Annotated in this window: 21 protein-coding genes and 1 tRNA gene; 16 read left to right on the top strand and 6 right to left on the bottom strand. The window is 57.4% G+C overall.

What is annotated here, in order from left to right; all coding sequences use genetic code 11:
• The first annotated feature begins 50 nt into the window (after positions 1-50).
• Together rsfS and EDF61_RS03440 are read left to right on the top strand one after the other, a co-directional pair.
• Complete coding sequence (gene rsfS, locus EDF61_RS03435; RefSeq protein WP_105658500.1) at positions 51-431, top strand: ribosome silencing factor; 381 nt, start codon at positions 51-53, stop codon at positions 429-431.
• A 72-nt stretch (positions 432-503) separates the two neighbouring features.
• A tRNA-Ala gene (locus EDF61_RS03440) sits at positions 504-576 on the top strand.
• 139 nt (positions 577-715) lie between these two features.
• Here EDF61_RS03440 and EDF61_RS03445 read toward each other — a convergent pair.
• Positions 716-1819, bottom strand: coding sequence for an IS481 family transposase (locus tag EDF61_RS03445; RefSeq protein WP_286172086.1), 1104 nt, complete (start codon positions 1817-1819; stop codon positions 716-718).
• Between the two features lie 158 nt (positions 1820-1977).
• Positions 1978-3204: a recombinase family protein gene (locus EDF61_RS03450; RefSeq protein ID WP_133833270.1), complete on the bottom strand. Its 1227-nt coding sequence runs from the start codon at positions 3202-3204 to the stop codon at positions 1978-1980.
• Between the two features lie 36 nt (positions 3205-3240).
• Between EDF61_RS03450 and EDF61_RS03455 the strand changes: the two genes are divergently transcribed.
• From EDF61_RS03455 to EDF61_RS03495, 8 genes are all read left to right on the top strand, one after another.
• The gene (locus tag EDF61_RS03455) at positions 3241-3732 is read left to right on the top strand and encodes a hypothetical protein (protein WP_133833271.1); all 492 of its coding nucleotides are present in this window, start codon (positions 3241-3243) and stop codon (positions 3730-3732) included.
• A gap of 531 nt (positions 3733-4263) precedes the next feature.
• Complete coding sequence (locus tag EDF61_RS03460; protein ID WP_133833272.1) at positions 4264-6033, top strand: ATP-dependent nuclease; 1770 nt, start codon at positions 4264-4266, stop codon at positions 6031-6033.
• Positions 6026-7486, top strand: a complete 1461-nt coding sequence (locus EDF61_RS03465; RefSeq protein WP_133833273.1) for a UvrD-helicase domain-containing protein — start codon at positions 6026-6028, stop codon at positions 7484-7486. Before EDF61_RS03460 ends, EDF61_RS03465 begins: the two co-directional genes overlap by 8 nt.
• A 60-nt stretch (positions 7487-7546) precedes the next feature.
• Entirely contained in the window at positions 7547-8641 is a 1095-nt protein-coding gene (locus tag EDF61_RS03470; RefSeq protein ID WP_133833274.1) for a hypothetical protein, read from the top strand.
• Positions 8642-9271: 630 nt separating this feature from the next.
• The gene (locus EDF61_RS03480) at positions 9272-11119 is read left to right on the top strand and encodes a KAP family P-loop NTPase fold protein (protein WP_133833276.1); all 1848 of its coding nucleotides are present in this window, start codon (positions 9272-9274) and stop codon (positions 11117-11119) included.
• Positions 11120-11478: 359 nt separating this feature from the next.
• On the top strand, positions 11479-11955 hold the full coding sequence (locus EDF61_RS18930; protein ID WP_208294226.1) for a hypothetical protein: 477 nt from the start codon (positions 11479-11481) through the stop codon (positions 11953-11955).
• The gene (locus tag EDF61_RS03490; protein ID WP_133833278.1) at positions 11952-13241 is read left to right on the top strand and encodes an adenine nucleotide alpha hydrolase family protein; all 1290 of its coding nucleotides are present in this window, start codon (positions 11952-11954) and stop codon (positions 13239-13241) included. Before EDF61_RS18930 ends, EDF61_RS03490 begins: the two co-directional genes overlap by 4 nt.
• On the top strand, positions 13238-14020 hold the full coding sequence (locus tag EDF61_RS03495; protein ID WP_133833279.1) for a TatD family hydrolase: 783 nt from the start codon (positions 13238-13240) through the stop codon (positions 14018-14020). The genes EDF61_RS03490 and EDF61_RS03495 overlap by 4 nt, the downstream gene beginning before the upstream one ends.
• On the opposite strand, the gene EDF61_RS03500 is transcribed toward EDF61_RS03495, so the two are convergent.
• The gene (locus tag EDF61_RS03500) at positions 14006-14311 is read right to left on the bottom strand and encodes a helix-turn-helix domain-containing protein (protein ID WP_133833280.1); all 306 of its coding nucleotides are present in this window, start codon (positions 14309-14311) and stop codon (positions 14006-14008) included. The genes EDF61_RS03495 and EDF61_RS03500 overlap by 15 nt on opposite strands.
• A gap of 284 nt (positions 14312-14595) precedes the next feature.
• Between EDF61_RS03500 and EDF61_RS03505 the strand changes: the two genes are divergently transcribed.
• The 4 genes from EDF61_RS03505 (at position 14596) to EDF61_RS03520 (ending at position 18830) form a co-directional block, all read left to right on the top strand.
• Positions 14596-16326 (top strand): HNH endonuclease signature motif containing protein, encoded by a 1731-nt coding sequence (locus tag EDF61_RS03505; protein WP_133833281.1) that lies wholly within the window; start codon positions 14596-14598, stop codon positions 16324-16326.
• A gap of 82 nt (positions 16327-16408) precedes the next feature.
• Positions 16409-17500, top strand: a complete 1092-nt coding sequence (locus EDF61_RS03510) for a magnesium and cobalt transport protein CorA (RefSeq protein WP_133833282.1) — start codon at positions 16409-16411, stop codon at positions 17498-17500.
• Positions 17482-18141: a GyrI-like domain-containing protein gene (locus tag EDF61_RS03515; RefSeq protein ID WP_133833283.1), complete on the top strand. Its 660-nt coding sequence runs from the start codon at positions 17482-17484 to the stop codon at positions 18139-18141. Before EDF61_RS03510 ends, EDF61_RS03515 begins: the two co-directional genes overlap by 19 nt.
• Before the next feature lie 14 nt (positions 18142-18155).
• The gene (locus EDF61_RS03520) at positions 18156-18830 is read left to right on the top strand and encodes a DNA alkylation repair protein (RefSeq protein ID WP_105658503.1); all 675 of its coding nucleotides are present in this window, start codon (positions 18156-18158) and stop codon (positions 18828-18830) included.
• Positions 18831-18863: 33 nt separating this feature from the next.
• Here EDF61_RS03520 and EDF61_RS03525 read toward each other — a convergent pair whose 3' ends face one another.
• From EDF61_RS03525 to EDF61_RS03535, 3 genes are all read right to left on the bottom strand, one after another.
• Entirely contained in the window at positions 18864-20240 is a 1377-nt protein-coding gene (locus EDF61_RS03525; protein ID WP_105658504.1) for an amino acid permease, read from the bottom strand.
• Positions 20237-21298: a histidinol-phosphate transaminase gene (hisC, locus tag EDF61_RS03530; RefSeq protein WP_105661417.1), complete on the bottom strand. Its 1062-nt coding sequence runs from the start codon at positions 21296-21298 to the stop codon at positions 20237-20239. Before hisC ends, EDF61_RS03525 begins: the two co-directional genes overlap by 4 nt.
• Before the next feature lie 209 nt (positions 21299-21507).
• Positions 21508-22041, bottom strand: a complete 534-nt coding sequence (locus EDF61_RS03535) for an Lrp/AsnC family transcriptional regulator (RefSeq protein ID WP_286172087.1) — start codon at positions 22039-22041, stop codon at positions 21508-21510.
• Between the two features lie 108 nt (positions 22042-22149).
• Between EDF61_RS03535 and EDF61_RS03540 the strand changes: the two genes are divergently transcribed.
• Positions 22150-22998 (top strand): SDR family NAD(P)-dependent oxidoreductase, encoded by an 849-nt coding sequence (locus tag EDF61_RS03540; protein ID WP_133833284.1) that lies wholly within the window; start codon positions 22150-22152, stop codon positions 22996-22998.
• A 75-nt stretch (positions 22999-23073) separates the two neighbouring features.
• Complete coding sequence (locus EDF61_RS03545; RefSeq protein ID WP_105661415.1) at positions 23074-23949, top strand: VOC family protein; 876 nt, start codon at positions 23074-23076, stop codon at positions 23947-23949.
• Positions 23950-23954 lie beyond the last annotated feature (5 nt).

Here is a 23954-nt window from a genome sequence, read left to right on the forward strand (position 1 = left end):
AGGACAATTAGGTTCTCGATCTACACCTCTATAAGGAGACACTCCACTCTATGGGAGCACACGCAGAATCAATTGCCCTCGTGAAAGTTGCCGCGCACGCGGCTTCCGAGAAGATGGCAGAAAACATGGTCGCGCTGGACGTTGCCGACCGCTTGGGCGTCACCGACGCTTTCTTGATTGTCTCTGGTGGATCAGAACCTCAGGTGAACGCAATCGTCGATGAAATCGTCGCTGAGGTGCTCGACGAGTACAGCATGCGTCCGATTCGCCGTGAAGGCTTCGGCCAGGGCCGCTGGGTCCTGCTGGACTACGGCGACGTAGTCGTCCACGTTCAGCACCAGGAAGACCGCATCTTCTACGCGCTCGAACGCCTGTGGGCCGACTGCCCAGTCATCGAGCTGCCTGAGGAACTTTCTGAAAACCAGAAGTAACCCTCAATTTGCATCCTGATCAGGTAGTCATCTATGATTATGGAGTTGCCTGATCAGGGCAGCAATCCTTTTGGGGGTATGGCGCAGTTGGTAGCGCGTCTGCATGGCATGCAGAAGGTCAGGGGTTCGAATCCCCTTACCTCCACAATTGTGAAGAGTCGAGACATCGTTTACAGATGAGTTGCGACATGCTTTACAAATTATTATCAGTTTCCCCCGGCCACCGGCCGGGGGATTTCTGTTTATCGGGCCAATAGGATTTGCCGGGGTCGATGGAGTGGCGACTAAGCACCTCTGAAGTTTCTACGTCCATCACCGACTTCTTCAGTGTCGATGAGCATCACGACTTTCTTTCTACGGTGTATTTTCCGCACCCCTAAGTGACGTAGTTTTCCCTCGTGTCTCAGGGTTACTTTTCCATCCTTGTCGATCCGGTCATGTCGGATGCGGAACTCGCGGTCCCGCGTGACGTTCTTGAGGTTGGGCCGGGCCTTGAGTGTTCGGTGGTACCACTGGCTCGGTGTTTCCCGATTCAGTGCACGGTGTGGACGTTCATTGTTGTAAACCTTCTGGAACTCATCCAGGATCTCTTGCAGTTCGGTGATCGATTCAGCGCGTGGTCGCGCGTTGACCCAGAGGTGTTCTGTGTGGTGGAAACGCTCGATCTTTCCTTGAGTTTGCGGGTGATAAGGTTTCCCGTTTTTCTGGCGTATCCCTAGGGCGATCAGTAGTTTTTCGAACTTGTTCAGGCCTTTGAGCAGCCGTGTTGTGTAAACCAGTCCATTATCGGTCAGGGTGCTTTGCGGTGGGCCGTAGTGGTTGATGCACCAGGTGAAACTGTCGATGACGATTTGTGTGGTGATCTCTTCGTGCACGGAGCAGTGCAGTAGGTATCGCGAGTGGTCATCGAGCCAGTGCAGGATTTCGACGGTGTGCCCGTTGGCTAGTCTCGCTTCGGTGAAGTCCGATTGCCAGGTTTCGTTGGGTTGCTCGGATTGGAATCGGTGCAGGCTGCTCTTCGGGCGTTTTTTCGGTTCTGGGGTGATCAGGCCGTGGGCGTGAAGGATTCTGCGGATGGTGGCCGTGGAAGGCACGTGCAAGTGCTCTTTGCCTAGGTGGTATTGGATGGTCATGGGGCCTGCGTCGAGGCCGTTGGCGGTGAGCGTGCGGCGTAATTCGAGGATGCGTGCTGTGAGTTCGGGGCTGGTGGCGCGCGGGTTGGTGTGTGGTTTTTTGCTGGCAGGTTCCAGCGCGGCATCGCCGCCGTGGTCGTAGGCGCGTAGTAGCTGGTAGATGCGTTGGCGAGAGATCTTGTAGTGGCGGGAGGCTTCGGTGACGCTCATGCCGGCGTCGCGGATCTGGTGGACGATGACGTGGTTTCTAGACATGTAATAGTGTCAAGGATGACGCGACTCATCGGTCAAGATGCGAGTGTCTAGGATGTCCCGACTCATGTGTCTAATATGTCGTGAATCTACACACCCTTACCTCCACCATAGTGACCTTATTCGAAACATCGACAGAGTTGATGCCATCGAATACGGTCTCAAGGGATACACAAAAGGGAACCACCAATTTTGGTGGTTCCCTTTTGTGTATCCCTGTGCGTGTTGTAATGGGCCTGCGCGCCTCGGAGCGCATCCTCGCGGGTAGCGCCACCTTTCAGTGCGAGGTAGCCGACGTGGGCCGCTACGAGGGTGGCAACGGGCTCTTCGAGCAATGTTCCTGTGACTTCGCCATCCTCAACCAAGACCTTGACGAAGATGGCCTGATTGAGCTGGCGGCGCTCCTGGTCGTTGGCAGCCCGATACAGCGTCTCAGGAGCGGCGAGCATGTCGAGATAGAACTCCAGATAGCGTGCTCCCGCGTCAAGGTCTGCCTCGATGTTGGTTAGCTGTCCTCGGACACGGTCACGCTGACGCTCAATGGCGGTCAGTCGGGTTCGGATCTTGTCTTTGGCGAGAAGCCCGTCAGCGGCGAGATCCAGCAGGTTCTCCTCTTTGGAGTCGCATTCTTGCAGTGTTGCTGTGAGTTGCTGGCGGAGGAGACGATTGGCGGTTTCCTTCTCGTCGAGGGCCTCACGGATGCGCCGCTTGGCGAGTTGGACGAAGTCTTCGGTGAATGTCAATTTGCGGTATTCGCCGAACATGGCATCTTCGAGCCGTGCCGTGCTGATGTATCCCGAGCTGCAATCCTTGACCGTCCGCCCGGCACAGAAGAAGTAGAAATATTCGGAACCGTTTCTGCCAACGGCGCGGTGGATAACCATTCGATGGACGATGCCTCTCCGGTGGCAGTTATCGCAGTAGAGCGTGCCCTTGAGGTAGTGCTGGTGGACTCGGCGCCGTTCGCCTGAAACGCCCCGGGTATCCAGAACCCGTTGTACTTTGTCAAAGAGCTCCCCGGATATGAGCGGTTCGTGGCGGCCTGAATATTCGGCTCCGTCGAGCGTGATGACGCCGATGTAGTAGCGGTCACGAAGAATCCTGGAGAAGTACGTTGGAGCGATGGCTTTGGAGGGTCTCCGCGCCGTGGGTTTGGTGCTGAGGCCGCGGTCCTCCATGGCTTCGGACAAATCGGCGAAGGTGTAGTTGCCGGTGGCGAAGAGCTCAAAGGTTTGGGTGATGAGAGGGCCTCTGACTTCATCGATGGCAACAGATCGCACCTCACGTCCCTCAAAGTACTCACGAACGTTTACATGGTTACCGTAGCCTACGCTGACAAAGAACTGTTGGAGCGGGTTGTGGGTATTGACCTCGTCTACTTCCGACACGAAAACCCGGGGTATGTGCTAGTTCAGTACAAGCGCATGAAGCAGGAATCCAACCAAGCTGGCCGCCAGGAATGGTTATATAGACCTGATACTCAACTCGACCTAGAGATTGAACGAATGCGTCAAGTACCTTCAAGTCAGTCGACTCAAGGGACCGACGCATGGAGACTCTCACCGGAGCCATTTTACGTAAAGCTGTGTGAAGATGACGTAGAGCGCCCTGATGGCGGAAAGCTGACGCAGGGGATGTACTTTCCGTTAGGCTTCTTCGAAGAGCTCCTTGTTTCGCCTAAGATACTCGGTCCGAGAGACGGCAAAGGAATTGGGTGGCATAACGCCGGTCGCTGGCTATCCAACACGAGTTTTATCGGACTCTTGAAGGACGGCTGGATCGGATCTACTGGAGATGTGACGGCGCAAGTAACAGCCCTTGTTCAGAATGCCCTAGAAGGGAATCGAGGCGTTATCATAGCCCGAGATGATTCACCGTCGCCGCAAGAGAAAAGACGTCAGACTCGTAGAAAATAGCGAGCAGCTGCGCGTGACTCGATGAATAGTCTGGGGTTGAAAGAGCCCTATTGTTTCATGCGAATTTCGATGCGCGGATTTGCTAGGCCTCGCGGCGCCACAACGATGCTGATGGCGTCAGATTTGCTCATTAGCCCTGTAGGAATCACCTCCATTACATACGTTTTCTGGTCGGTTTTTCCCTGAATTACGCCGCAATTCGAGGCTGCTGGATAGGGCCCTTTTAGCTAGCGCGGGAAAAGGTGAAATCGACCTAAAAATGAGTAAATCTTTACAATTGATGTAAAACCACCATAATTAATGGATAATATGAGAAATGCAATTTCGAAGAATGGAATCACGGTCTCGACATCCAGTGTGAATGAGTTGCCTCGTTCTCACTCCAGAGACCGAACGGGCAATGTCGGCGCACCGTCGTGGCAAAGTGCAGTGCTTCCAGCATTCCTTTTGCACAATTTTGTTGTTGACAACCTACTTAACGAAACACGGTTTCCACCGCGGATGTCGGCACGGGAAGGTATGGTGTAGCTCGTGCGCATTCGATTACTTGAGATAGAAAATTTTCGCGGAATTAAGTCACTGAAATGGTGGTTGCCCGAAGATCAAAGGCTGGTCGCCTTGGTTGGTCCCGGGGACAGTGGAAAGTCCACCATTTTGGATGCTATTCACTATCTTCTTGGTGACCGTTGGAGTATTCCTTTCGCCGATACAGACTTTTACGGCGTGGACGTCACCAGGCCCATCTCCATCAAAGCGGTCATTGTGGACATTCCTGCGGCGCTCCGCAAGGACAATGCATTTGGTCTTTGGCTCAGTGGTCTGGATTCGGAGGGCGAACTTCACCATGACCCGGAGGATTCCTGCACACCGGCACTACTTGTCCGGCTTACCGTCGACGAAAGCCTAGAACCTAAGTGGACTGTTGAGCGAGCTGACGGCTCATCTCAAATGCTGAGTTCTTCGCAGCGCGCTCACTTTTCGACTTTCAAGGTTGACGACCGAAACGATACACAGCTTCGGTGGAGTCGCACTTCGGCCTTGGGTCGGCTTTCAGCGCGTGAGGGAGGTGATCGCGACGCTCTCGCCGCGGCGTCGCGTGCCGCTCGTACTGCACTAGCGGATCACGAGAGTTCGTCGCTTGCCGAAATCGCCCTGAAGGTGCAGGTTCGCGCGAACAAGATTGGCGGCGGCCGGTTCACTGGCATTAAGCCTGGTTTAGATACGTCACGATCTGCGATGGGTGCGGGCCTGGCCCTATATGAAGACCTTGTACCTCTTACAAGCTATGGACTAGGGAGCCGTCGTCTTGCGAGTTTCGCCGTTCAGCAGCTTGCGTCTGGAAGTCGCGCCGTGGCTGTAGTAGACGAAATTGAGGGCGGATTGGAGCCCCACCGGGCTGTTCGTCTTCTGAAATATCTTCTTGACGAGGAAGACTATTCGCAGGTTATCGTGACTACCCATTCGCCAATCGTTGTAGAACAAGCTCAGCTGGAAAACCTGGCCACAGTTCAAACACGCGATGGGGTTGTGACGGTCACGAATCTTGGCGGAAGCGATAAGCGCCTCATGAGGTTGCGGCGATCTCGACCATCATCATTTCTCTCTCGTCGTGTCGTTGTTGTAGAAGGCGCGACGGAGTATGGCTTACTACTGGCATGCGTTGATGCATGGGACGAAGAGCGAACTGAGGAGGGTCTTTCTACATCGGCAGGTGAAGGTGTCGCCCTCCAAGATGGGCAAGGGGGCAGTGAAGTTCCACTCCGCGCTTCCGCTATGGCAGAGCTCGGGTTCAAGGTCGCAGGCTTCCTCGATAATGATGATAGGAGCGTCGATGCCGCAGCCGAAGCGGCAAGCGCAGCAGGAGTTGAGATTATTCGGTGGGATGAGGGTTTCAATTCGGAGGCACAGATCTGTGCTGGTCTCGAAGCCAAAGGGCTGACGTCATTACTGAAAGTTGCAGTGGAGCGTCGTAATGCTGAGGACACAGTGCTTCAAGATCTAAACGTCGTCGACCCGAAATCATCCCTATCCTCTCTCGACGTCCAGGAATGGATTGACGCCGGGACGTCGCTAGCGGATGCCCGCAAGCGGGTTGTCGCAGCTGCCGACAAACGCAAATGGTTTAAAGAGGTTGACGGTGGCAAGGCGCTTGGCCGGTGGCTTATGCGTCACAGGAAGTCGAAAACACTCGCAGCAACAATGGAGCGACTGACTGAAATTCATGCGTTCATCTACCCCGAACCTCCAGTGCCAACGACTGTTGTAACCGAGCAAAGTAGAGGTGTGCCCTCGGATGGATAGCGAGCTCAGTGATACCGGTCGTAGACTGCTGGCAGCGGCGCCCGCGTCCGTCGAGATGCCGGCAGGTGCTGGAAAGACGCATCTTCTGGCCGCTGCAGTAGCAATCGCTGCGGAAAATGGGCAACGATCGCTGGTGCTCACTCACACTAATGCCGGCGTCGATGCGATTCGCAAGAGGCTGCAAAAGTTTGGTGTATCAAGCCGTATGGCGAGGGTTGATACGATAACGAGCTGGGCATTCTCGCTAGTAGGGGCTTACCCGCATCTTGCGGGTCTTTCGGTTTCTGATATCCCAAATTGGATCGAATCAGATCGTTACGTGGAGGGTGCTACTCGGGTCGCTGGGGCTATCGCAGTTCAAGAAGTTCATGCTGTTAGCTTCGATTTCGTCTTCGTTGACGAGTATCAAGACTGCACACTTTTACATCATGCTTTTGTCCGGGCGATTGCTGGCGCAGTTCCAAGAACGGTTGTACTTGGCGATCGCCTCCAAGCGATCTTTGGATTTGCTGGGGAACTTGTGGACTGGGCTGTCCATGTCAGCAAGGAGTTTCCTGCGTTTGAAATCAGTCACAAGCCGCACCGCTGGAAAGGCCACAACGAGCATCTTGGTGCCTGGCTACTTGGAATCCGGCCGATGCTCGTGGCCGGCCAGGCCTTCGACTTTGCCGAACACAATGTCCCGGGCGTATCTGTTGTTGTTGATAACAGTCCAACGAGCATCGCGTCCGTTGCCTTTTCATTTACCAACTATGGCGAAACTGTGGTCCTGCTGGATAAGTGGCCGAACTCGGTTGCAGGGCATGCCAGTCGTCTCGGCGGGAGTTACTCCGTCATGGAGGATATAAGTGGGAACTTCATGCGCACACAAATTAATGGCGATGATAGTAAAGGAATCCTTGGATTGCCGAGTCAGGGCGACCCAACCCTAGCTCGCTGGTTTGCGCAATTTGCCAAAGCTTGTGTCATCGGTTTAGCGGACATCAATCAGCCTATTTTGAGAAGGCTTGATCGTAACCAGAGCCTTCACGGGTTGGCACGTGCAGGTGTTCAGCCAGTTGTTGATGCGCTTGAGCTCCTGCGCCAGAATCCAACTTATGAACAACTTGCTGAAGCGGCTCAGACTGTACGTGCGCAAACGCCTCTCAAGATCTACAGATGGGAGGTCTGGAAAGATACCCTCGAGTCGATTGCTCTGACGGTCATGGATGAGAGCCCTGTTATCGATAATTTGGGCCGTGTGCGTGAACGTCTTCGTCGGCAGGGGCGTCAGCCTCATTCACGGATCGCTTCTCGGACTTTGCTTGTCAAAGGGCTTGAATATGACCACGTCATTATCGCCGATCTTGCGCAAATGCGTGATCCAAGAAACCTCTATGTTGCACTTTCTAGGGCGCGTAAATCTGTAACGGTCGTGGGCTCATCGCCTCGGGTTTTGTTGCGGAATGATTGACGATATTTCATGGTCGCGGGCAATGGCTGCAGTTCAAGGACGAAGATAAGGAAAATGCGGATGAGTAGTCGTGAAGTAGTTATCGATCGTGCAATGAAGGCGGACGCTGTTTTCGCTGGTCAGGTCATTAGTGCTTTGACGAGGCCACAACTGGGAGAAGTGGCTCCTATAGTGTCATTTTGTCTCGGTAGCTACTTCTCGCTTTTTGTTTATGAGGGCTACGCCCGTCTCCCCGAGGTCGCACCGCAGCTATGCGCCCCCCTTTCCGCCCTCGCGCAGAGCGTGACGGCTAGATCGCGGCATAGCTTGAAGTTCTTCGAAGATACTCACCGCGGAATCGAAGGCCAGATCGCCTACTTTGACGACGAGATCTTTCCTGCCCACAAAAGTGAGTTCCTTGGCAATACCTGGCTTCCGTTTGCTCGTCGATGGGAGACAGATCTCGGTCTGTACCGTTATGCCGGGCGACTCGTCTCGACAACACATTCGGCAACCTTCGGCTTGGGACTGGACCCTCAGACGATGTTCGATGAGAACGCTGGTCCAGAGCTTGTCCGAATCATGACCGAGTACGGTCAGTACTTTGGAGCACTTGGTGCCACGATGGATAGCACGGCCAGCTCTTTTCTGGATGATGTTGATGCTTCACAGTTCGGCGAATTAGGTGATGATGTACGAAGCGAGCGCTACTACCAGCGAATCTTCAATGGAGTGACGACCCCGAGTATCAACGCCCTGATGACGGTCTTCCAGGTCAGTATGAATTTCGTTGATGGCCTCGTGCCATCAAGTCTGGAGTACAGCCTGTTCAAGATCCGCTTCCTGACGGTCTATCAAGTACTACGCAGCCTGGAGATGCTTCGAGCTGAACGGAGTTCCGATCTGAGTGCCGAATCCTTGGTGGCTATCGCGGGGATCGTGGATACCGCCGAAGCGCAGCTGATCATCGACTCTTCGGCGAAGCCGTTTCGCAATACACTCATGCACTATGGTCCGGATAATCGGATCGATCTTTCGACGGTGAATGAGGACAATCTCATTGGTAGTTTGGTGCCGCTTTGTTACGGAGGAATCGCCGCTACGGATTTCGCTGCGAAGCTAGATGCTTGTATCGCGCAAACGGCTGCGGGTTTGAACGCCTGGGCGCAGAGCTGACTACGACAATATATGTTCATATGAGCTCCGCATGGGCATACCCGTTTCAACTAATCTTGACCGCACAGTCTGGACGAGGCTTCTCAGCGATTGTTCGCAGAGCTGCCGCCGCATCAGCAGTGGGGGTTGCACGACTTCAACCGCCCGGCGGATGCGCTCCCTGAGGACGAGCTGGCCCGGCGCTTCAAAGCTGGCCAGCAGCGGCACCCGCATTTGGCAGTACTCGCTGTATGCGACGACGCGCTTCGGGCGCAGGTTTGCGCCGAGGTCATAGCTGTCGGGTTCCCTCATTGGACCTGTTTGATCCGACTCCATTCCATTGATCCTCCAGTTACGTACATCCAGAGTTATGAGCCTTTCGGGGTTTGCTGTCCAGCGCTTGTTTGAAATGACTGGCTCTGGCTGGGAATTAAAATCGACACCAGAGCCTTATTGCCGGATTGCCCGGTAGATTCTCGGGTGCGGCATATAACGACATCGTCCGAATGGTGATTGATGATTAGGAGGTCTTGCATGGTAGATGTTGACGGTAAGTCATGTCTGGCCCATACTCTAGGGCAGTATTCAATGGAACATAAGTATTGGGGGATTTGGATGGCTGATCATATGGCTAATCCAAAAAGTATCTAAATGGTAGAAGCGAAAAACACTATCTCGACCTTATGGTCAGACGAGCCCGCATTAACGGATTTGCTGTCTTTCGAAGCAATCGCGGAAACCGTTGCTGACGCCATCTTTGACGAGTCCCTTAACCCGGTTGCTTTGGGTGTTTCTGGCTCATGGGGGAGCGGTAAGACAACAGTCCTAAATCTTATTGAAAAGCGTCTTTCGCGCTGGTCTGCGGACGGCAATAAGATTGTTGTGGTTCGTGCCGACCCATGGCGATATGACCCAGCGGTTGGTCCGAAGGAGAGTCTGATCACAGAAGTCCTCGGTGCCCTGGCGACAGAGTGCCGTCTCGACGATCCAGTTAATGAAGCCGCTGGGAGCGCGCTCAAGAAGCTCGCGAAGCGCGTCAATTGGTCTAAGGCGATCAAGATGGCTGCACGAACTGGCATTACGATGCAGCTCCCGACCCTCGATGACATCTTCGCCTTGGTCAATGATGACAAAGAATCTTTGGAGGGAGAAAAAGGGCTTGCGGCATTCCGTAAGGAGTTTTCTGAATTTCTCACCAGTCCTGCTCTCTCGCATGTCTCACAGGTCGTAGTGCTTGTTGATGATCTTGACCGATGCTTACCAGAGGCCGTCGTTGAAACTCTGGAGGCGATTCGCCTATTTCTCTCCGTCGAAGGGATGTCTTTCGTAATCGCGGCCGATGAGGAGCGTGTTGCTGAGGCAATTCAGCAGAAGCTCCAGACTCCCCAAGCCGGGAATGAAGAGGAGAGCGTTGCTAGCTTGTACTTGCACAAGATTGTCCAGACGACCGTTCCGCTGCCTGCGCTGAGCAATTTTGACACGAGAGCCTATCTGTTCCTGCTGCTCGTGAAGTCGAAACTCAATGCTGGCGCATATGGACAGTTGGTCGAATCTTGTGATGCCCTGCGACTCTCCGCTGGAAGTCTCGATGACCTCGTGATACCTGGCGGCTACGATTTGGCACTTGAGGCAGCAACGGCATCTCGATTGACGCCAATCCTGTACGAGCGGTTTAAGGGGAATCCGCGACGTATTAAGCGGTTCATGAATGATCTCCATGTGCGTCAATCTGTTGCGTCACGACGGGGCATTAATTTGGCTTCCGATGCAATTGCAAAGCTGATGGTGCTTGAGCGGCTCTTCGAAACCGACTTCACGACTGTCTTGGACTGGCTTGCCGGCGGCAACCTTAGGCCACAGTTGATGGCTTTGGATGAGATCACGACTCTTGAACCTAACAAACTTACGAGTACCGGTGACACGAAGAAGCCCAAATCGAGTACTCAGGCCGAGTCGCAGTCTCACGAAGACTCGCTGGGTGGATTCTCTGCGACGATGATCCGGTGGTCCAAGCTGCCCCCGGTACTTGATGCTGCGGAAGTGTCAGGTTACCTGACTCTCGCCGCAGCTTTCAGGGGTCGTCAATTGATCGACGAGTCTCTGCCTCAGCAATTACGCGATATAGCGGCGGCAATGACGTCCAGTTCTCAACTGGAGCGTAGCTCAGTCAATGAGGCGGAACTGGCTGCGTTGCCTAAGGGAGATGTTGACACACTCCTTCAGCACCTTGGTAGGCGAATGCAGGATGATCCATCGATTCAACTCAATACAGTCAACGGCATATTGACACTCACCAAGACCCATACCGATATAGCTGCTGTTGCGGAGCGAGCTCTACTGAAACTACCAGCTCAAGAGGTTGGCCTGCCGACGGTTCTCCTGTTTAACGGGGGTGGATCGGTGCAGTTCTCGAGCGTGCTTGACGCCTGGAAGAGTGGGGCCGAGAACGCTCAGGTGATCAGGGCTTTGAACTCAGTTCTAAGCTCGGGAGTCAAGTAAGCATGGGCACTAGTGGTTCCTTCAAGGGTAGCGGTGGGGCTGACGCAAACAGCCTGAGGGATTCAATTGCCAGCTGGCTTGATGACGTGCCTGTGGGGGTAATCGCACCCGACGATCCCGCTGCCGAATCCGAACCGGCAGTTTCAGGGGATCCAGCAGGTCCGAGAGTAGTTCCGACGGCCTTGGATCCGGCAAGCCTAGCGCCAATAATACGGCTTTGGCGACGCGGCGGTGGCGGTGATGGGCCTGGAGGAGTTGGTTCGGGCGGTGCTGGCTCTGGCCGCACGGCTGGGCGTTCTTCGGGTGGACCGAAGCGGACTGTTGGTCGTGTTGCTGGACCTGCCGGTCGCGCAAGCGCCATGGCACGGGCCTATGCGACCGGAGACAGTCAGAGTCTTGAGCGCGCAGGACTTAACTACAATGAACTTCGCGCACTAAATGACCCACTCGAAATAGGGAAGCGCATTGCTGATGCAGCCTTCGAGACGCAACCGGACGGCTCTATTGAAGACAGCGAGGCTCGAATTATCGTCTCCCAATTGGTGACCTGGATGATGGCGGCACCTGAGGCTGACCCACGTCAACCTGACGAAATTGTTCGACATACGATCGAGCTGATGATTATTCAAGGGACGATCAACGAAGTGGGCTCAACAATCCGTGCCGAGAAAGACAGAGGCAAGCGTCGTGCAGTAGAAGCAGAGATCAAGAGCGCAGCTGCTGTCATGGCTAGCCAGGTTACGCTCGGTGATTCAGGGACGAGTCCGACTGAGATATCACAGGCAATCGAGAGTAACGTCGCCCTGCTCAGCAGTTTTTATGAGGACAAGAAATGACCAGAATCGCCCTCTCTCTGGATCGAGCCGAGGCCGAAAAGCTGGAGGTCTATGACGAAGTCTTCTTGTGGGACGGGAGTGCTGCAGACAGCTTTAAATCTAAGCTGAAACCGTCGTTGGCATCTCTCGGGACGGTAAGTGGTGTCAACGCCGATTTCGTTCGAGTCGCACTGGCGGTATATGCGGCCGATCATTCGGTCTTGCGAGAGTCTCACGGTTCAGACTGGAATCAAAGAACGTTTGAGCTTTCCGTTCCGGTCAGTGACCCGACGGGCTGGTCACTTCAAAAGGGCTCAATAGCTACACTTCTAGGCTACCTAAGCGGTGATCTATGGTCGATAGAGTTCCGTCCATCTCCTGTCTTTCCCGCGCAGCCCGTCATACTTGCGGACACGTCTGTACGTACCGTGCTGCTGAGCGGCGGTGCGGATTCCGCCACGGGTGGGCTTGTCTCGACAAGCACTATGAAGTCTGGTGACATGCACAATCTCGTCTCTCATTCCAGTTCAGGGGCGACAAGGTCTCCGCAGCGCTTGGTTTCGGCCGCACTTAACGCCCACTTTCCTGGCAAGACTATGTCCCATCATCAAGTCTTTCTTGGCAGGGGCGAGAAAAGGCTCGATGGGACTGTGCTCCCGAACGAGCCCTCAAGTCGCTCGCGATCCTTGCTCTTCCTCGCGTTGGGGCTTGCTGTAGCTGGGCAGAGCGGGGGACCGCTTTGGATTCCCGAGAACGGGTTTGCTTCACTCAACCCCCCTCTTGGCCCTGAGCGTATCGGCGCTCTCTCAACACGAACTACACAGCCCTGGTTTCTGTGGAAGGTTGGTCAGCTACTGACTGAGATGGGTGGACATGGTCTAATCGAGAATCCGTTTGAACGGATGACCAAGGGTGAGATGTTTCAACGCGTTCAGATGATTTTAGGTGCAGACAACGCGTCTACTTATTTGAGTACAACAAACTCGTGTTCTCACACCGACCAGCGTTTTCTGGGTGTCCCTAGTGGAGCGCACTGCGGAGTGTGCTTTGGCTGTGTTGTTCGACGGTCGTCCTTTAAGGCTGCTGGTATTGTCGATCAGACAAGATACCTGGACGGCGCCTCGAGCTCAAAAATCAGATCGTACGTGGATGGAAAGTCAGTGATGACCGCATTATCTGATTTTGTCGAAATGGGAGTGAGTGAGCCGATCATAATGGCGATGCCGCTTCCGCCTGGCTATAGTGCGCGCAGCGCGCTTGAGCTTGCTCAGAGGGGTATGGATGAGTTGGAAGGCTACCTAGGATGATTCCACTGCCTCCGCTAGACGCGCACGCTCATGTGGATCTTGCGATCTCGAGCAGTGAGCTGGAAAATCTCGGTGCTGTCGTGATGATAGCGACTCGGTCATTGGAAGACTTCAAGGTCGTCCAAGACCGCAAAGATCTCGTCAGTGTATGGGGAGTGGGGTGCCACCCTTCGCTAGTCGGAGTCCAGAAGGCGTTTAACAAAGCTGAGTTTCGTCTAGCTCTCAAGAAAACTCCGTTTGTTGCTGAGGTCGGACTCGATGGTTCCTCTCGCGTGTCACTCGAGTCTCAGACTGAAACTTTGCAATCCATTCTGCAGGAGGTATGTCAGCAGCCACGGATTATTTCACTTCACAGCTATGGAGCGACCACTATGTTGGTTGAGGTCCTAAAACAGGAGGGTGTTCGACCTGGGAGAATCCTGCACTGGTGGCTCGGCGACGAAGCTGAGACTGCAGAGATGCTACGGCTGGGGTGTTACTTCTCGGTCAATTATTCTATGGTTCGATCATCTGGCGTATGGAGCCAGATTCCCCTGAACAGAATCTTGCTAGAGACCGATCACCCATCTGGAGATCGTTTTTCTGTACGACCGCGCCAGCCAGGAAGTGTAATCGATATCGAGGCGGTACTGGCGAGCAAGTTCGGTTTGACGCCGAATGAGATACGTCTTCAATGTTGGAGGAATTTTGTGGAGATTGTCGACTCAACAGAAACTCAAGCAATGATGCCTATTCCTGTTCAGCGAATGATTGCTGCTGTTCGCTCAGCAGCCAAGTGATCCACTATCTCTATGGTTTGAGGAGGTCTTGTTGGCGCTCAAGAGATGCTCATAGGAGCTTCGCATCTCAACTCCTGCGTCGATCAACCGTGACCGCACCGTCTGAGCACTGACGCTCAGCTTCTTGCCAATCGTCATCAGTGAATCGCCCTGCGCGTAGAGCCTGGCGGCTTCCTTAATTTGCTGCCCGCCCAGGCCGACCTTGCGTGGGCTGATTGCCTGTCGGCGCAAGCGTTTGCTGACGGTCTCGCGGCTGATCCCGTACTTGGTAGCCAAGTCTTTGACTCGCATTCCCGAATTGTAGTCGGCTGCCATTATTTCGGCCTGCTCGTCGCTGATTTGAATGAAGCGGCGGGGGATTGGTTGCTCTAGTCGAGCTCCTGCGGATTGGTTTGAATACTGTGTATCAAGGAACGAAGATTGACGGTCTGGCTACTTTGTTTCGAATAGGCTTGCAGGACGCCCACCAAATTAAATCCTAAGATTTCGGTTCGCCGGATTCTTGGGATTTTTTGTTTTCCACAGCTCGGCGACACCCACGGCCACGACCGGCTCCATCGGTACATCCTGTACCCATGACCACCGACACAGCGTACGCCCTGTTGCAGCTCGCTAAAGCACGCGAGCTCATTGGCGCTGCCAACGCTGTGTTCGGCGCCGCTGATCTTCCACCCGGCCATGCCGCCGGCTACGCCAAGGACACCGAAGAAATCGACCAGAGCCTGTCCCGTGCCAAAATCCGGGCAGCACATGCGCTGCGTCATACCGGTGCCCACAAGCTTGATCAAGCTTCATTCCAGAACCTTGGCGAAGCATTCGAACAGCCAACACTGCAGAGCATGCAATATGCGGCCGGACGTACCATTACCGGCCGCACTCATTTCAGGAACACGCGCAGCATGATGCACGACTGGCTCGACATCCCGCGTGGCACCGCCAGTGACCGGCTGATCCTTGCTGACTGCCTACTAGGCGGAGTCGACGGCTCCGGGCAACCCACGGCTCCGTGGCTTCCTGAACTGGCGGCAGAATACAACGATCCGACGATAGACCCCCGGCTAGTCATGGCAGCAATCACGAAACTCCATTCGGCCCGCAAGGATCTGGGCGAAGGTGCCGCGGCAAATGCCAAAAAGACGAAACTTGAACGAGAATCCGTGGCCTTCATGCACGCTGAGCCGAAGAGCGCCCGCAAGCACATCAGCGCCATGGTCGCTGAAGTGAAGGCTGGACAACGTCCGCTCAAGGCTCTGCTTGAAAGCATCGGCATTTTCAAAAAGGGCCTACGCCAAGGGCTGATCGAGTACGTGCTGCGTGTGCTTCCGTCCCAAGCAGCCTATATTGAAGCGTTCTTCGCTTCGATCGATAACCCGGCCACAGTGGCAGGCAATCGCCAGGGACTCAAAGATGCTGAAGCACAGTTCACGGGGGAACAGGTCAACGAGTGGGATGATGGGGCGTCCATGCCCGACTGGGCCCAGCCTGAGGCAGAACACGAAGAGTCCGCTGACGATAGCCAGGACCCGGATACTAGCGATGCCGAAGCCACTCAGTCCTCTAGCCAAGAAACCACGGCGGAAGACAGCTCCGAAGCCGAAGCTGACGAGCAGCCGGAGCACCGCACCGCATCAGCTTCCTGGGAGGATCTGAAGCCCGAACGCAGGCGGCTGGTTGGGCTGATGACGCTGCTGATGAGCGATCGCACCGGTAGCCCGCCACATCGAAAGTTGGCACTGGCCACCCCGCAGGTGAGCATCATCTTGAACTACGAGAAAATGCTCGCCCAAGCTAAGGATTTTGCGGTTACTTCCTCAGGAATTCAACTTTCACCAGGCGAAGCAAGAGCCGCACTATGCAATTCCGGAATCTATCCAGTGGTGCTCAACGGCAAGAGCCTGCCTCTCGATCTAGGGCGGACCCAACGCCTGTATTCCAAGGCCCAGCGCCGTGCAATTCGGGCAGCCTACCGAGGCTGCTCCTACCCTGGGTGCAGCATGCCCGCAGAACGGTGCGAAATTGATCATCTGGATGCCTGGGAAAAGGGCGGACGAACAGATATCAAATCTGCAGGACTCAGTTGCCTGATACACCATACTGGCCGGCATTGCGGGCTATTCCATGCAGTAAAGATTCCAGGAAGCAGGCCGATGGTGCTGCTTTCACCGGAATTGGATCCCGAACAGAAGCTGCGGATCAATACCTATTTCATGACCCCGGCAGAGGCACTGGAAGCCCAAGCGCTAGCCGATGAAACCACTGCGAAGTGGCGTGCCGGGCAGCTAGAGGTCGAAATAGTCGTTCCCTAGGCTCCCGACTGGCAAGAATCAGCGACGAAATTCTCCCCGGACTTGCGATACTTGAATGAACGAAGATCATTCAGGAGCAAAAATGTCACGTGTTCAACGCCGGGCCGCGGATGCCCGACCATTCTTCGGTACCCAGAATTCGTCTCATACGTCAATGACCGTCCGCTATATTGACGATGGCACCGTAGCGACTGCTCCGGAAGGAACCAGCGCCGCCGATGCGCTGGCGTTCGGCCAGACTGGTGATCAGCGCATTGCTTTGTCCTTGTATCCCACACCAGATGAAGCTGACATCCACGATCTCACCGAGGCGTGGGAACTGCATCCAGTGCTGGCCGAAGACCTCGTGCACGCCCGCCAGCGGCCTAAACTCGAACGCTACGGTGAAGTCATGCTCCTGGTAGTCCGTTCGGCCCTGTACCTGGATGAATCCGAAGAAGTCGAGCTGTCCGAGTTCCACATCCTGATGCGCAAAGGCGCTGTGGCGGTGCTCTGCCAGGACCACCGGTGGATCGACGGCACAGACGGCGAGGAATTCGTCGAGTCAATCAGGAACGGCAAGCTTCGCAAGGACCAGGTGCTGCTCAAAGACCCGGAGCTGCTCCGGTTGGGCGCCGAAGCAGTGCTGTACCGGATACTTGATGCGATTGTTGATGGATACGCCCCCGTGCTCCACGGCCTGGGGATCGACAAGGAGCAGATCGAACGGCAAGTCTTCAGTGGCGATGCCGCAGTCACCGAACGCATTTATCGCCTCAGCCAAGAAGTGATCGACATGCAGCATGCGACCGCGTCATTGCTGGAGGTCGTGCAATCGCTCGACGACGGGTTCAAGAAGTACCCGGTGCCCGCTGAGCTGGAAACCTACCTGCAGGATGTCACTGACCACCTCACCCGCGCGCATACCCAAGCCGTGGAATACCGGGATGCGCTATCGCAGATCTTGAGCGTCAATTCCACCCTCGTAGCCCAGCGCCAAAACGAGGACATGAAGAAGATTTCCGGTTGGGCAGCGATCCTCTTCGCCCCGACCTTGATTGCAGCGATTTACGGGATGAACTTCGAGAACATGCCAGAACTGCATTGGACCTTCGGCTACCCGATTGCGGCCGGCCTCATGCTGGGATTTGCTGCCGCACTATATGGTGTATTCAAATGGCGCAAGTGGTTCTGAGCGGAAAGATTCCAGGGGAGACATTGACGGCGAAAATCGACTTCAAGAAGTCGCTGGACAGCTATCGGTCCGTGGCCGGGCAGTTCCGTGTCCTGCAGCTGCCAGCGATGCACTACCTGATGTTCGATGGATCAGGTGACCCGAATACCAGCAACTTGTACCAGCAAGCCCTGCAAACCTTGTATCCGGTGGCCTACAAACTCAAATTCGCGAGCAAGGCGCAGGGCAAGGACTATGTCGTCCCGCCGCTGGAAGGCTTGTGGTGGGCCGAGGACATGGCGGTCTTTACCGAACGGAGAGACAAGGAACAGTGGAGCTGGACCATGATGCTGATGGTCCCGGCGTGGATCAACGAGGACGACTACGCGACGGCTCTGGAAACCGCCCAGGCGAAGAAGCCGTTGCCTTGCCCTGGGCGCATCCGGTTCCAGTCGCTTGCTGAAGGCCAATGCGTGCAGACGCTGCACATTGGCCCCTACGATGCAGAAGCCGAAATCCTGGCCGCGATGCACCACGAATTCATACCCGGCCAGGGACTGCGCATGACTGGCAAGCACCACGAGATCTACCTCGGCGACCCTCGTAGGGTGGCACCGGAAAAGCTTCGCACGATCCTGCGCCAACCCGTTGAGCCCAACTAGCGAGAGGAAAATAGATGGAACTGGCACCCCAGAGCACAGTTGCCCAAGTGCAACAGGCACTGGCCGAGCTCGAAGACCCCAAGTACCGCGCGGTCAATGAGAAGCACGGCGATGATTTCGGCGTGAATCTAGGCAAGCTCCGCGCCTTGGCCAAGTCGTTGAAGAGCAACCAGGAGCTTGCCGAGGAACTCTGGGCCACCGGCGAAACCGCAACCCGGCTGGTCGCGCTGCTGATCGCCAAACCACGGAGCTTTACCTTGGAACAGCTGCAGGTGTGGAGCCAAGGCGCCAGCACTCCCAAGGTCCAAGCATGGTTCCTGAGCTACATCGTCAAGAAATCCAAGCTGCTCGAGGAGCTCCGCCTGCTGCTCATGAGCCAGAGCGACCCGGTACAGCTGGCTGCCGGCTGGGAGCTGACTGCCCACCAGGTAGTCAAGGCCCCGGAACTGCTGGACCTGGAACAGCTGCTTGACACGATCGAAGCCCGAATGAGCGCCGCACCGGATCGCCTGCAGTGGGCGATGAATACGACCCTGGCGCACATCGGCATCGAGCATGAGCATTTGCGCCGACGTGCCCTGGCCATCGGCGAGACCTTGCAGGTGCTGGCGGACTACCCGACCTCCGCCGGGTGCATTTCACCATTCGCTCCCATCTGGATCACCGAAATGGCCAAAAGAAAAGCCTAGGTCCAGCAATCGCTGGACCTAGGCTTCCGGGAGCTAGGCGTCCGCCGGTTCCTCGCGCTTATCGCGCAGCGCGATCTTGGAGATCACCCAGATCACGGCGGTCAGCCCGCCGGTGAGCAGCAGCTGGGTGCGCGCCGCGGGATCAGTCATCGCGATGGCGACAATCGCCGCAAGGACGATGATCGTAGCGATCGACAGGCCTGGGAAACCCCACAGCCGCAACGGCAGATGCCCGCCATCGCGGTCCGCGCGGCGACGCAGGATCAGCTGCGTCACGGCAATGAACGCCCAGATGAAGATGATGGTCGAACCCACCACGTTCAGCAAGATCGGCATCACAGCCTCGGGCCAGATCCAGTTCAGGCCCACGGCCAGGAAGGAGAAGGCCACGGAGGCGATCACGGCCTTCGACGGCACGCCCTTGCCGGTCACGTGGGTGACGGCGCTCGGGGCGAGCTTGCGCTGGCCCAGCGAGTACAGCATGCGCGAGGAACCGTAGATATTCGCGTTCATCGCCGAAAGCAAGGCGACCACGACCACGGCGTTCATCAAGAAGCCCACGCCTGGAATGTGCATGACATCCAGTGCAGCCGCAAATGGGCCGTCCACGATCGCCGGATCATTCCAGGGCACCAGGGCGACAATGACCAGGATCGAGCCGAGGTAGAAGAACAGGATACGCATCATCACGGACTTGACCACGCGCTTGATGTTGCCGGCCGGGTCCTTGGACTCGGCGGCCGCGATGGACACCACCTCGGTACCGCCGAAGGAGAAGATGACGATCAGGACTGCGGCGGCGATGCCGGCCATGCCACCGGGGGCGAAGCCGCCATGGGCGGCCAGATTGGCGAAGCCAACTGGTTCCGGCGTCGGGATCACCCGGGTCAGCACCAAGGCGCCGAAGACCAGGAACGCGATGATCGCAGCCACCTTGATCACGGCAAACCAGTATTCGAAACGGCCGTAATTCCTTACGCCGAGCAGATTCGCTCCGGTCAGGACCACCACGAAGCCGAGCACCCATGCCCACTGCGGGAAGGCCGGAACCCAGCCGGCGGTAATGGCCGCGGCCCCGGTTGCCTCGGCTGCGATCACCACGACCAGCTGGATCCAGTAGAGCCAGCCCAGGGTTGACCCTGCGCTGCGCCCCATGGCTTGGCCAGCGAAGGTGGAGAACGCGCCGGAGGACGGATTGGCGGCTACCATCTCCGCGAGCATGGCCATGATCACGATGATCACGGTTCCAGCGATCAGGTAGGAGACCAGCACTGCCGGACCAGCGATGGAAATGGCCTGGCCGGAGCCGACGAACAGGCCAGCGCCGATCGCGCCGCCCAGGCCCATCATGGAGATCTGGCGCCGGGTCAGCCCGGTATGCAGCTGCTCGGGGGCTTTGACTGCGCTCACGCGGTGGCCTCCTGGACGGGCAGGGCCGCGAGCACGCGATCGACGTCGTGTGCGGTACCGGAGGAAATCCTCAACCCGTCTCCGGGGAAGGCGCGAACCACTACACCGCCGGCGGCGAGCTTGGCTTCAAGCTCTTCGGTTGCCTCGCCGGCATCCACCCAGACGAAGTTCGCCTGCGACTTCACGACCGGGTACCCGGCAGCGGCCAGGCCCTCGTACATCCGTTCGCGCTGGGTGACGACTTCCTCGATGCGCAGCGACAGCTCGCCGATGGCGGCCAGCGAGGCCACCGCCGCGCGCTGTGCCAAGTCGGAGACGCCAAATGGCACGGCCACCTTGCGCAGGTTCCCGGCAACTTCCAGCGGGCTGATGGCGTATCCGACGCGCAGGCCAGCCAGGCCGTAGGCCTTGGAGAAGGTGTGCAGCACGGCCACATGCGGGTACTTGCGGAACAGCTCGATGCCATCGGCCCGCACGGCCGAGCGGTCGAAGTGCACGTAGGCTTCGTCGACGACGACCAGCACGTTGCGCGGCACGGCATTGATGAACTCATCCAGCGCGCGGGCCTCCACCACCGTGCCGGTCGGGTTGTTCGGGTTGCAGATGAAGACCAATCGGGTCTTATCGGTGATCGCGGCCAGCATGGCGGGCAGATCGTGGCGGCTATCGGCATCCAGGGGCACCTCGACCGGGGTGGCTCCGGCGATCCGCACCAGCGAAGGATACGCCTCGAAGGAGCGCCACGCGTAGATGACTTCGTCGCCCTCGGCGGCAACCGCATGGATGATCTGGGCCGCGACCTCGACCGAGCCCGCGCCCAGGGTGATGTGCTCCGCCGGGACGCCGAACTGCGAGCTGAGGGCGCCGGTCAATTCGGGCGCCGCGATGCTCGGGTAGCGGTGGATGGTGGCCAGGCCCTCCTGGATGCTGGACAGCACCGAGGGCAGCGGGCTATGCGGGGATTCGTTGGATGAGAGCTTGGAGGCTCCAGCGGCTGCGGGCTTGCCCTGCTTGTAAGCGGGCACTTCCTGCAAGGAGGGGCGCTGGTGAAGGGTCATGAGTTTCCTCTCTGACTGCCAGAGCTGCACGAGGTTGGCAATCGTTCGTATGACAAAGCCGTGGTGCGTGGTCAGCGGTGGCCCTGCTCATATCCTCGCGTGTCGCGATTCACAAGCATCGACTGTAGGTTGAATGAATCTGCCGGCGCAATCGCAAACCCTGTTTCTATGCAGGCTGCATAGCAATCGCCGCCAATCAACCCATTTTACTAGTCAATCTGCCCAGTGTTTTCCACTTCTGCCTCGGCCCTAGCGCACGCTGCGACCAGTGGCAGTGTCCTTCCCTGGAAATGCTCGTGCAGGGCGAAGGAGGATGAGGTCCTTGCCACACCCGGCACCTTGTTGATGCGGTTGAAAATCGCCTGCAGGTCCTCGGGGGTCCGGGCCACAACGCGCAGCTGCAAGTCCGAACTGCCGGTCACGGTGTACATGTCGAGGATTTCCGGGATGGATTCCTCCAATGCGCTCGCGACCGGATCGTGCCCATAGCGCTGGATGATCTCCACCTGGCAGAACGCGACCAGCGTGTACCCGAACCCCGCAGGCTTGACCCGCGGGACGATGCCCTGGATCACGCCGGCCTCGTGGAGCCGGGCCAGCCGGCTGCTGATCGTGCCGCGGGCAACACCCAAGCGCCGGGCGCACTCCATCACCGGAAGCATCGGCGATTCGGTGAGCAGTTCGATCAAATCCGCGTCCAGGCGGTCAATGCGCACGGTCGTCCTTTCGACGAGTCGGTCCAATGATCCAAGGCTAGCGGTGTTTGCTGGGCGCGCTCGATGAAAATGAGCCAAGTGTAATCCGCGCCACAGGCTAGGCTGTTGCCATACTGATCCTCAAGGAGTTCACTGATGGGCAAGACACCTCTCCAGTCGGTAGCCGGTTTGCACGTCCTTGTCACCGGGGCCGCGCAGGGCATGGGTTTGCTTTTCGCCAGGCAGGCTTGCCTCGAGGGCGCGGCACGGGTGGTCATCTGGGACATCGACGCGGCCAAGCTCGACGCGGCTGCCGAGGAGCTGCGCCAGCTCGGCGGCACTGTCGAGACCCATGTGGTGGACATTGCCGACCAGAGCCAAATCCAGCGCTACGCCGCCACGGCGGTGGAGGGCGGGGGAATCGACGTGCTGGTCAACAACGCCGGGGTGGTCACCGGCACCTCCTTCGCGAAGCACAGCACCGCGCAGATCACCGCGGCCATGCAGGTGAACGCGCTCGCCCCGATGTACTTGACCCACGCCCTGCTTCCGCAGCTGGGCCGACGGGGCAAGGGCCGGGTGCTGACCATCGCCTCGGCGGCCGCGCTGGTGTCCAACCCGAATATGAGCGTCTACGCGGCCTCCAAGGCCGCGGCCCTGTCCTTCAGCGATTCGCTGCGGCTGGAGCTGGAAGGCAACGACCAGATCGCCGTGAGCACCATTTGCCCGACCTATATCAGCACCGGGATGTTCGCGGGCGCCAAGCCGATGCTGCTGACCCCGATACTGGAGCCGGAAGTCGTGGTGGACCGGGCGTGGCGGGCGATGCTTGCCGGCACGCCGCTGGTGCTGATGCCGTGGACCAGCAAGCTGGGCCAGCTGCTGCGCGGCGTGCTGCCGCGACCGGCCTGGGATTTCGTGGCCGGCAAGGTTATCGGCGTATACCGCTCGATGGACGAGTTCACCGGGCGAACAACGCGGGACGAGCAGATGAATCGGGGCTGAAAGTTCGCTGGCCCATCTGTTGCTGGAGGGCCCTGCGGGGTAGCTTTGGAGCATCGCCCAGCTAGGAGGACCGTCATGCAAAAGCTCACCGTCAATTTATGGATGCAAGGCACTGCAGAGGAAGCGGGGGAATTCTATGCCCGCGCCCTGCCAGAGGCAAAAACCGAAGTCGAATCGCGCTATCCCACCGAGGGCCTGCTGGAATTCCAGGAACCCTTCGCCGGCAAGGCGCTGACCGTTTCGCTGTGGGTGCGGGGAACCAAGATCACGCTGATCAACGCGGGCCAGGAATTCATGCCGAATCCGGCGATCTCGATCATCGTGGTCTTCAACGCCGGCCAGCGCGAGTCCCTCGATGCCACCTGGGCCGCGCTGCTGGAGGGCGGCACGGCGCTGATGCCGCTGGACACCTACCCGTTCAGCGCGCGCTACGGCTGGGTGAACGACAAGTACGGTGTCTCCTGGCAGCTGATGGAGTCCGATGAGCCCGTTGAGCCGCGCGCCTCGGTCTTTCCTGCGCTGATGTTCGGCGGTGCGGCCCAGAACCGCGCGGTCGAGGCCATCGAGTACTACAGCCAGGTGCTCGGCGCAAAACTGGACAGCGCCTTCCCGTACGGGGAACCGACCGAAGCCGCTACCGCCGAAGCGCTGATGTACGCCCAATTCACGCTCGGCGAGGATTGCGTAGCGGCCATGGATTCGGCCGTGCCGCAGGACTTCACCTTCACCCCCGGCGTCTCGCTGGAATGGCCATGCGACGGCCAGGCGGAGATCGACCGCGTCTGGGAGGCGCTGTCCGCGGTGCCTGAAGCCGAGGCCTGCGGCTGGCTGACCGACAAATTCGGGGTGAGCTGGCAGATCGTGCCCTCGAACATGGGCGAGCTGATGGAGCGACCCGGCGCATTCGAGCATATGCTGAAGATGAAGAAACTGGTGATCAACGACTTCTGAGCGGG

The organism is Arthrobacter sp. JUb115, from assembly GCF_004365035.1.
Lineage (GTDB): Bacteria > Actinomycetota > Actinomycetes > Actinomycetales > Micrococcaceae > Glutamicibacter.

Bases quoted from the DNA above. Each gene is read 5' to 3' on its own strand.
- rsfS (WP_105658500.1), top strand. From the start codon at position 51: ATGGGAGCACACGCAGAATCAATTGCCCTCGTGAAAGTTGCCGCGCAC.
- EDF61_RS03445 (WP_286172086.1), bottom strand. From the start codon at position 1,819: ATGTCTAGAAACCACGTCATCGTCCACCAGATCCGCGACGCCGGCATG.
- EDF61_RS03455 (WP_133833271.1), top strand. From the start codon at position 3,241: ATGAAGCAGGAATCCAACCAAGCTGGCCGCCAGGAATGGTTATATAGA.
- EDF61_RS03465 (WP_133833273.1), top strand. From the start codon at position 6,026: ATGGATAGCGAGCTCAGTGATACCGGTCGTAGACTGCTGGCAGCGGCG.
- EDF61_RS03470 (WP_133833274.1), top strand. From the start codon at position 7,547: ATGAGTAGTCGTGAAGTAGTTATCGATCGTGCAATGAAGGCGGACGCT.
- EDF61_RS03480 (WP_133833276.1), top strand. From the start codon at position 9,272: ATGGTAGAAGCGAAAAACACTATCTCGACCTTATGGTCAGACGAGCCC.
- EDF61_RS18930 (WP_208294226.1), top strand. From the start codon at position 11,479: ATGGCACGGGCCTATGCGACCGGAGACAGTCAGAGTCTTGAGCGCGCA.
- EDF61_RS03490 (WP_133833278.1), top strand. From the start codon at position 11,952: ATGACCAGAATCGCCCTCTCTCTGGATCGAGCCGAGGCCGAAAAGCTG.
- EDF61_RS03495 (WP_133833279.1), top strand. From the start codon at position 13,238: ATGATTCCACTGCCTCCGCTAGACGCGCACGCTCATGTGGATCTTGCG.
- EDF61_RS03500 (WP_133833280.1), bottom strand. From the start codon at position 14,311: ATGCGAGTCAAAGACTTGGCTACCAAGTACGGGATCAGCCGCGAGACC.
- EDF61_RS03505 (WP_133833281.1), top strand. From the start codon at position 14,596: ATGACCACCGACACAGCGTACGCCCTGTTGCAGCTCGCTAAAGCACGC.
- EDF61_RS03510 (WP_133833282.1), top strand. From the start codon at position 16,409: ATGTCACGTGTTCAACGCCGGGCCGCGGATGCCCGACCATTCTTCGGT.
- EDF61_RS03515 (WP_133833283.1), top strand. From the start codon at position 17,482: ATGGCGCAAGTGGTTCTGAGCGGAAAGATTCCAGGGGAGACATTGACG.
- EDF61_RS03520 (WP_105658503.1), top strand. From the start codon at position 18,156: ATGGAACTGGCACCCCAGAGCACAGTTGCCCAAGTGCAACAGGCACTG.
- hisC (WP_105661417.1), bottom strand. From the start codon at position 21,298: ATGACCCTTCACCAGCGCCCCTCCTTGCAGGAAGTGCCCGCTTACAAG.
- EDF61_RS03540 (WP_133833284.1), top strand. From the start codon at position 22,150: ATGGGCAAGACACCTCTCCAGTCGGTAGCCGGTTTGCACGTCCTTGTC.
- EDF61_RS03545 (WP_105661415.1), top strand. From the start codon at position 23,074: ATGCAAAAGCTCACCGTCAATTTATGGATGCAAGGCACTGCAGAGGAA.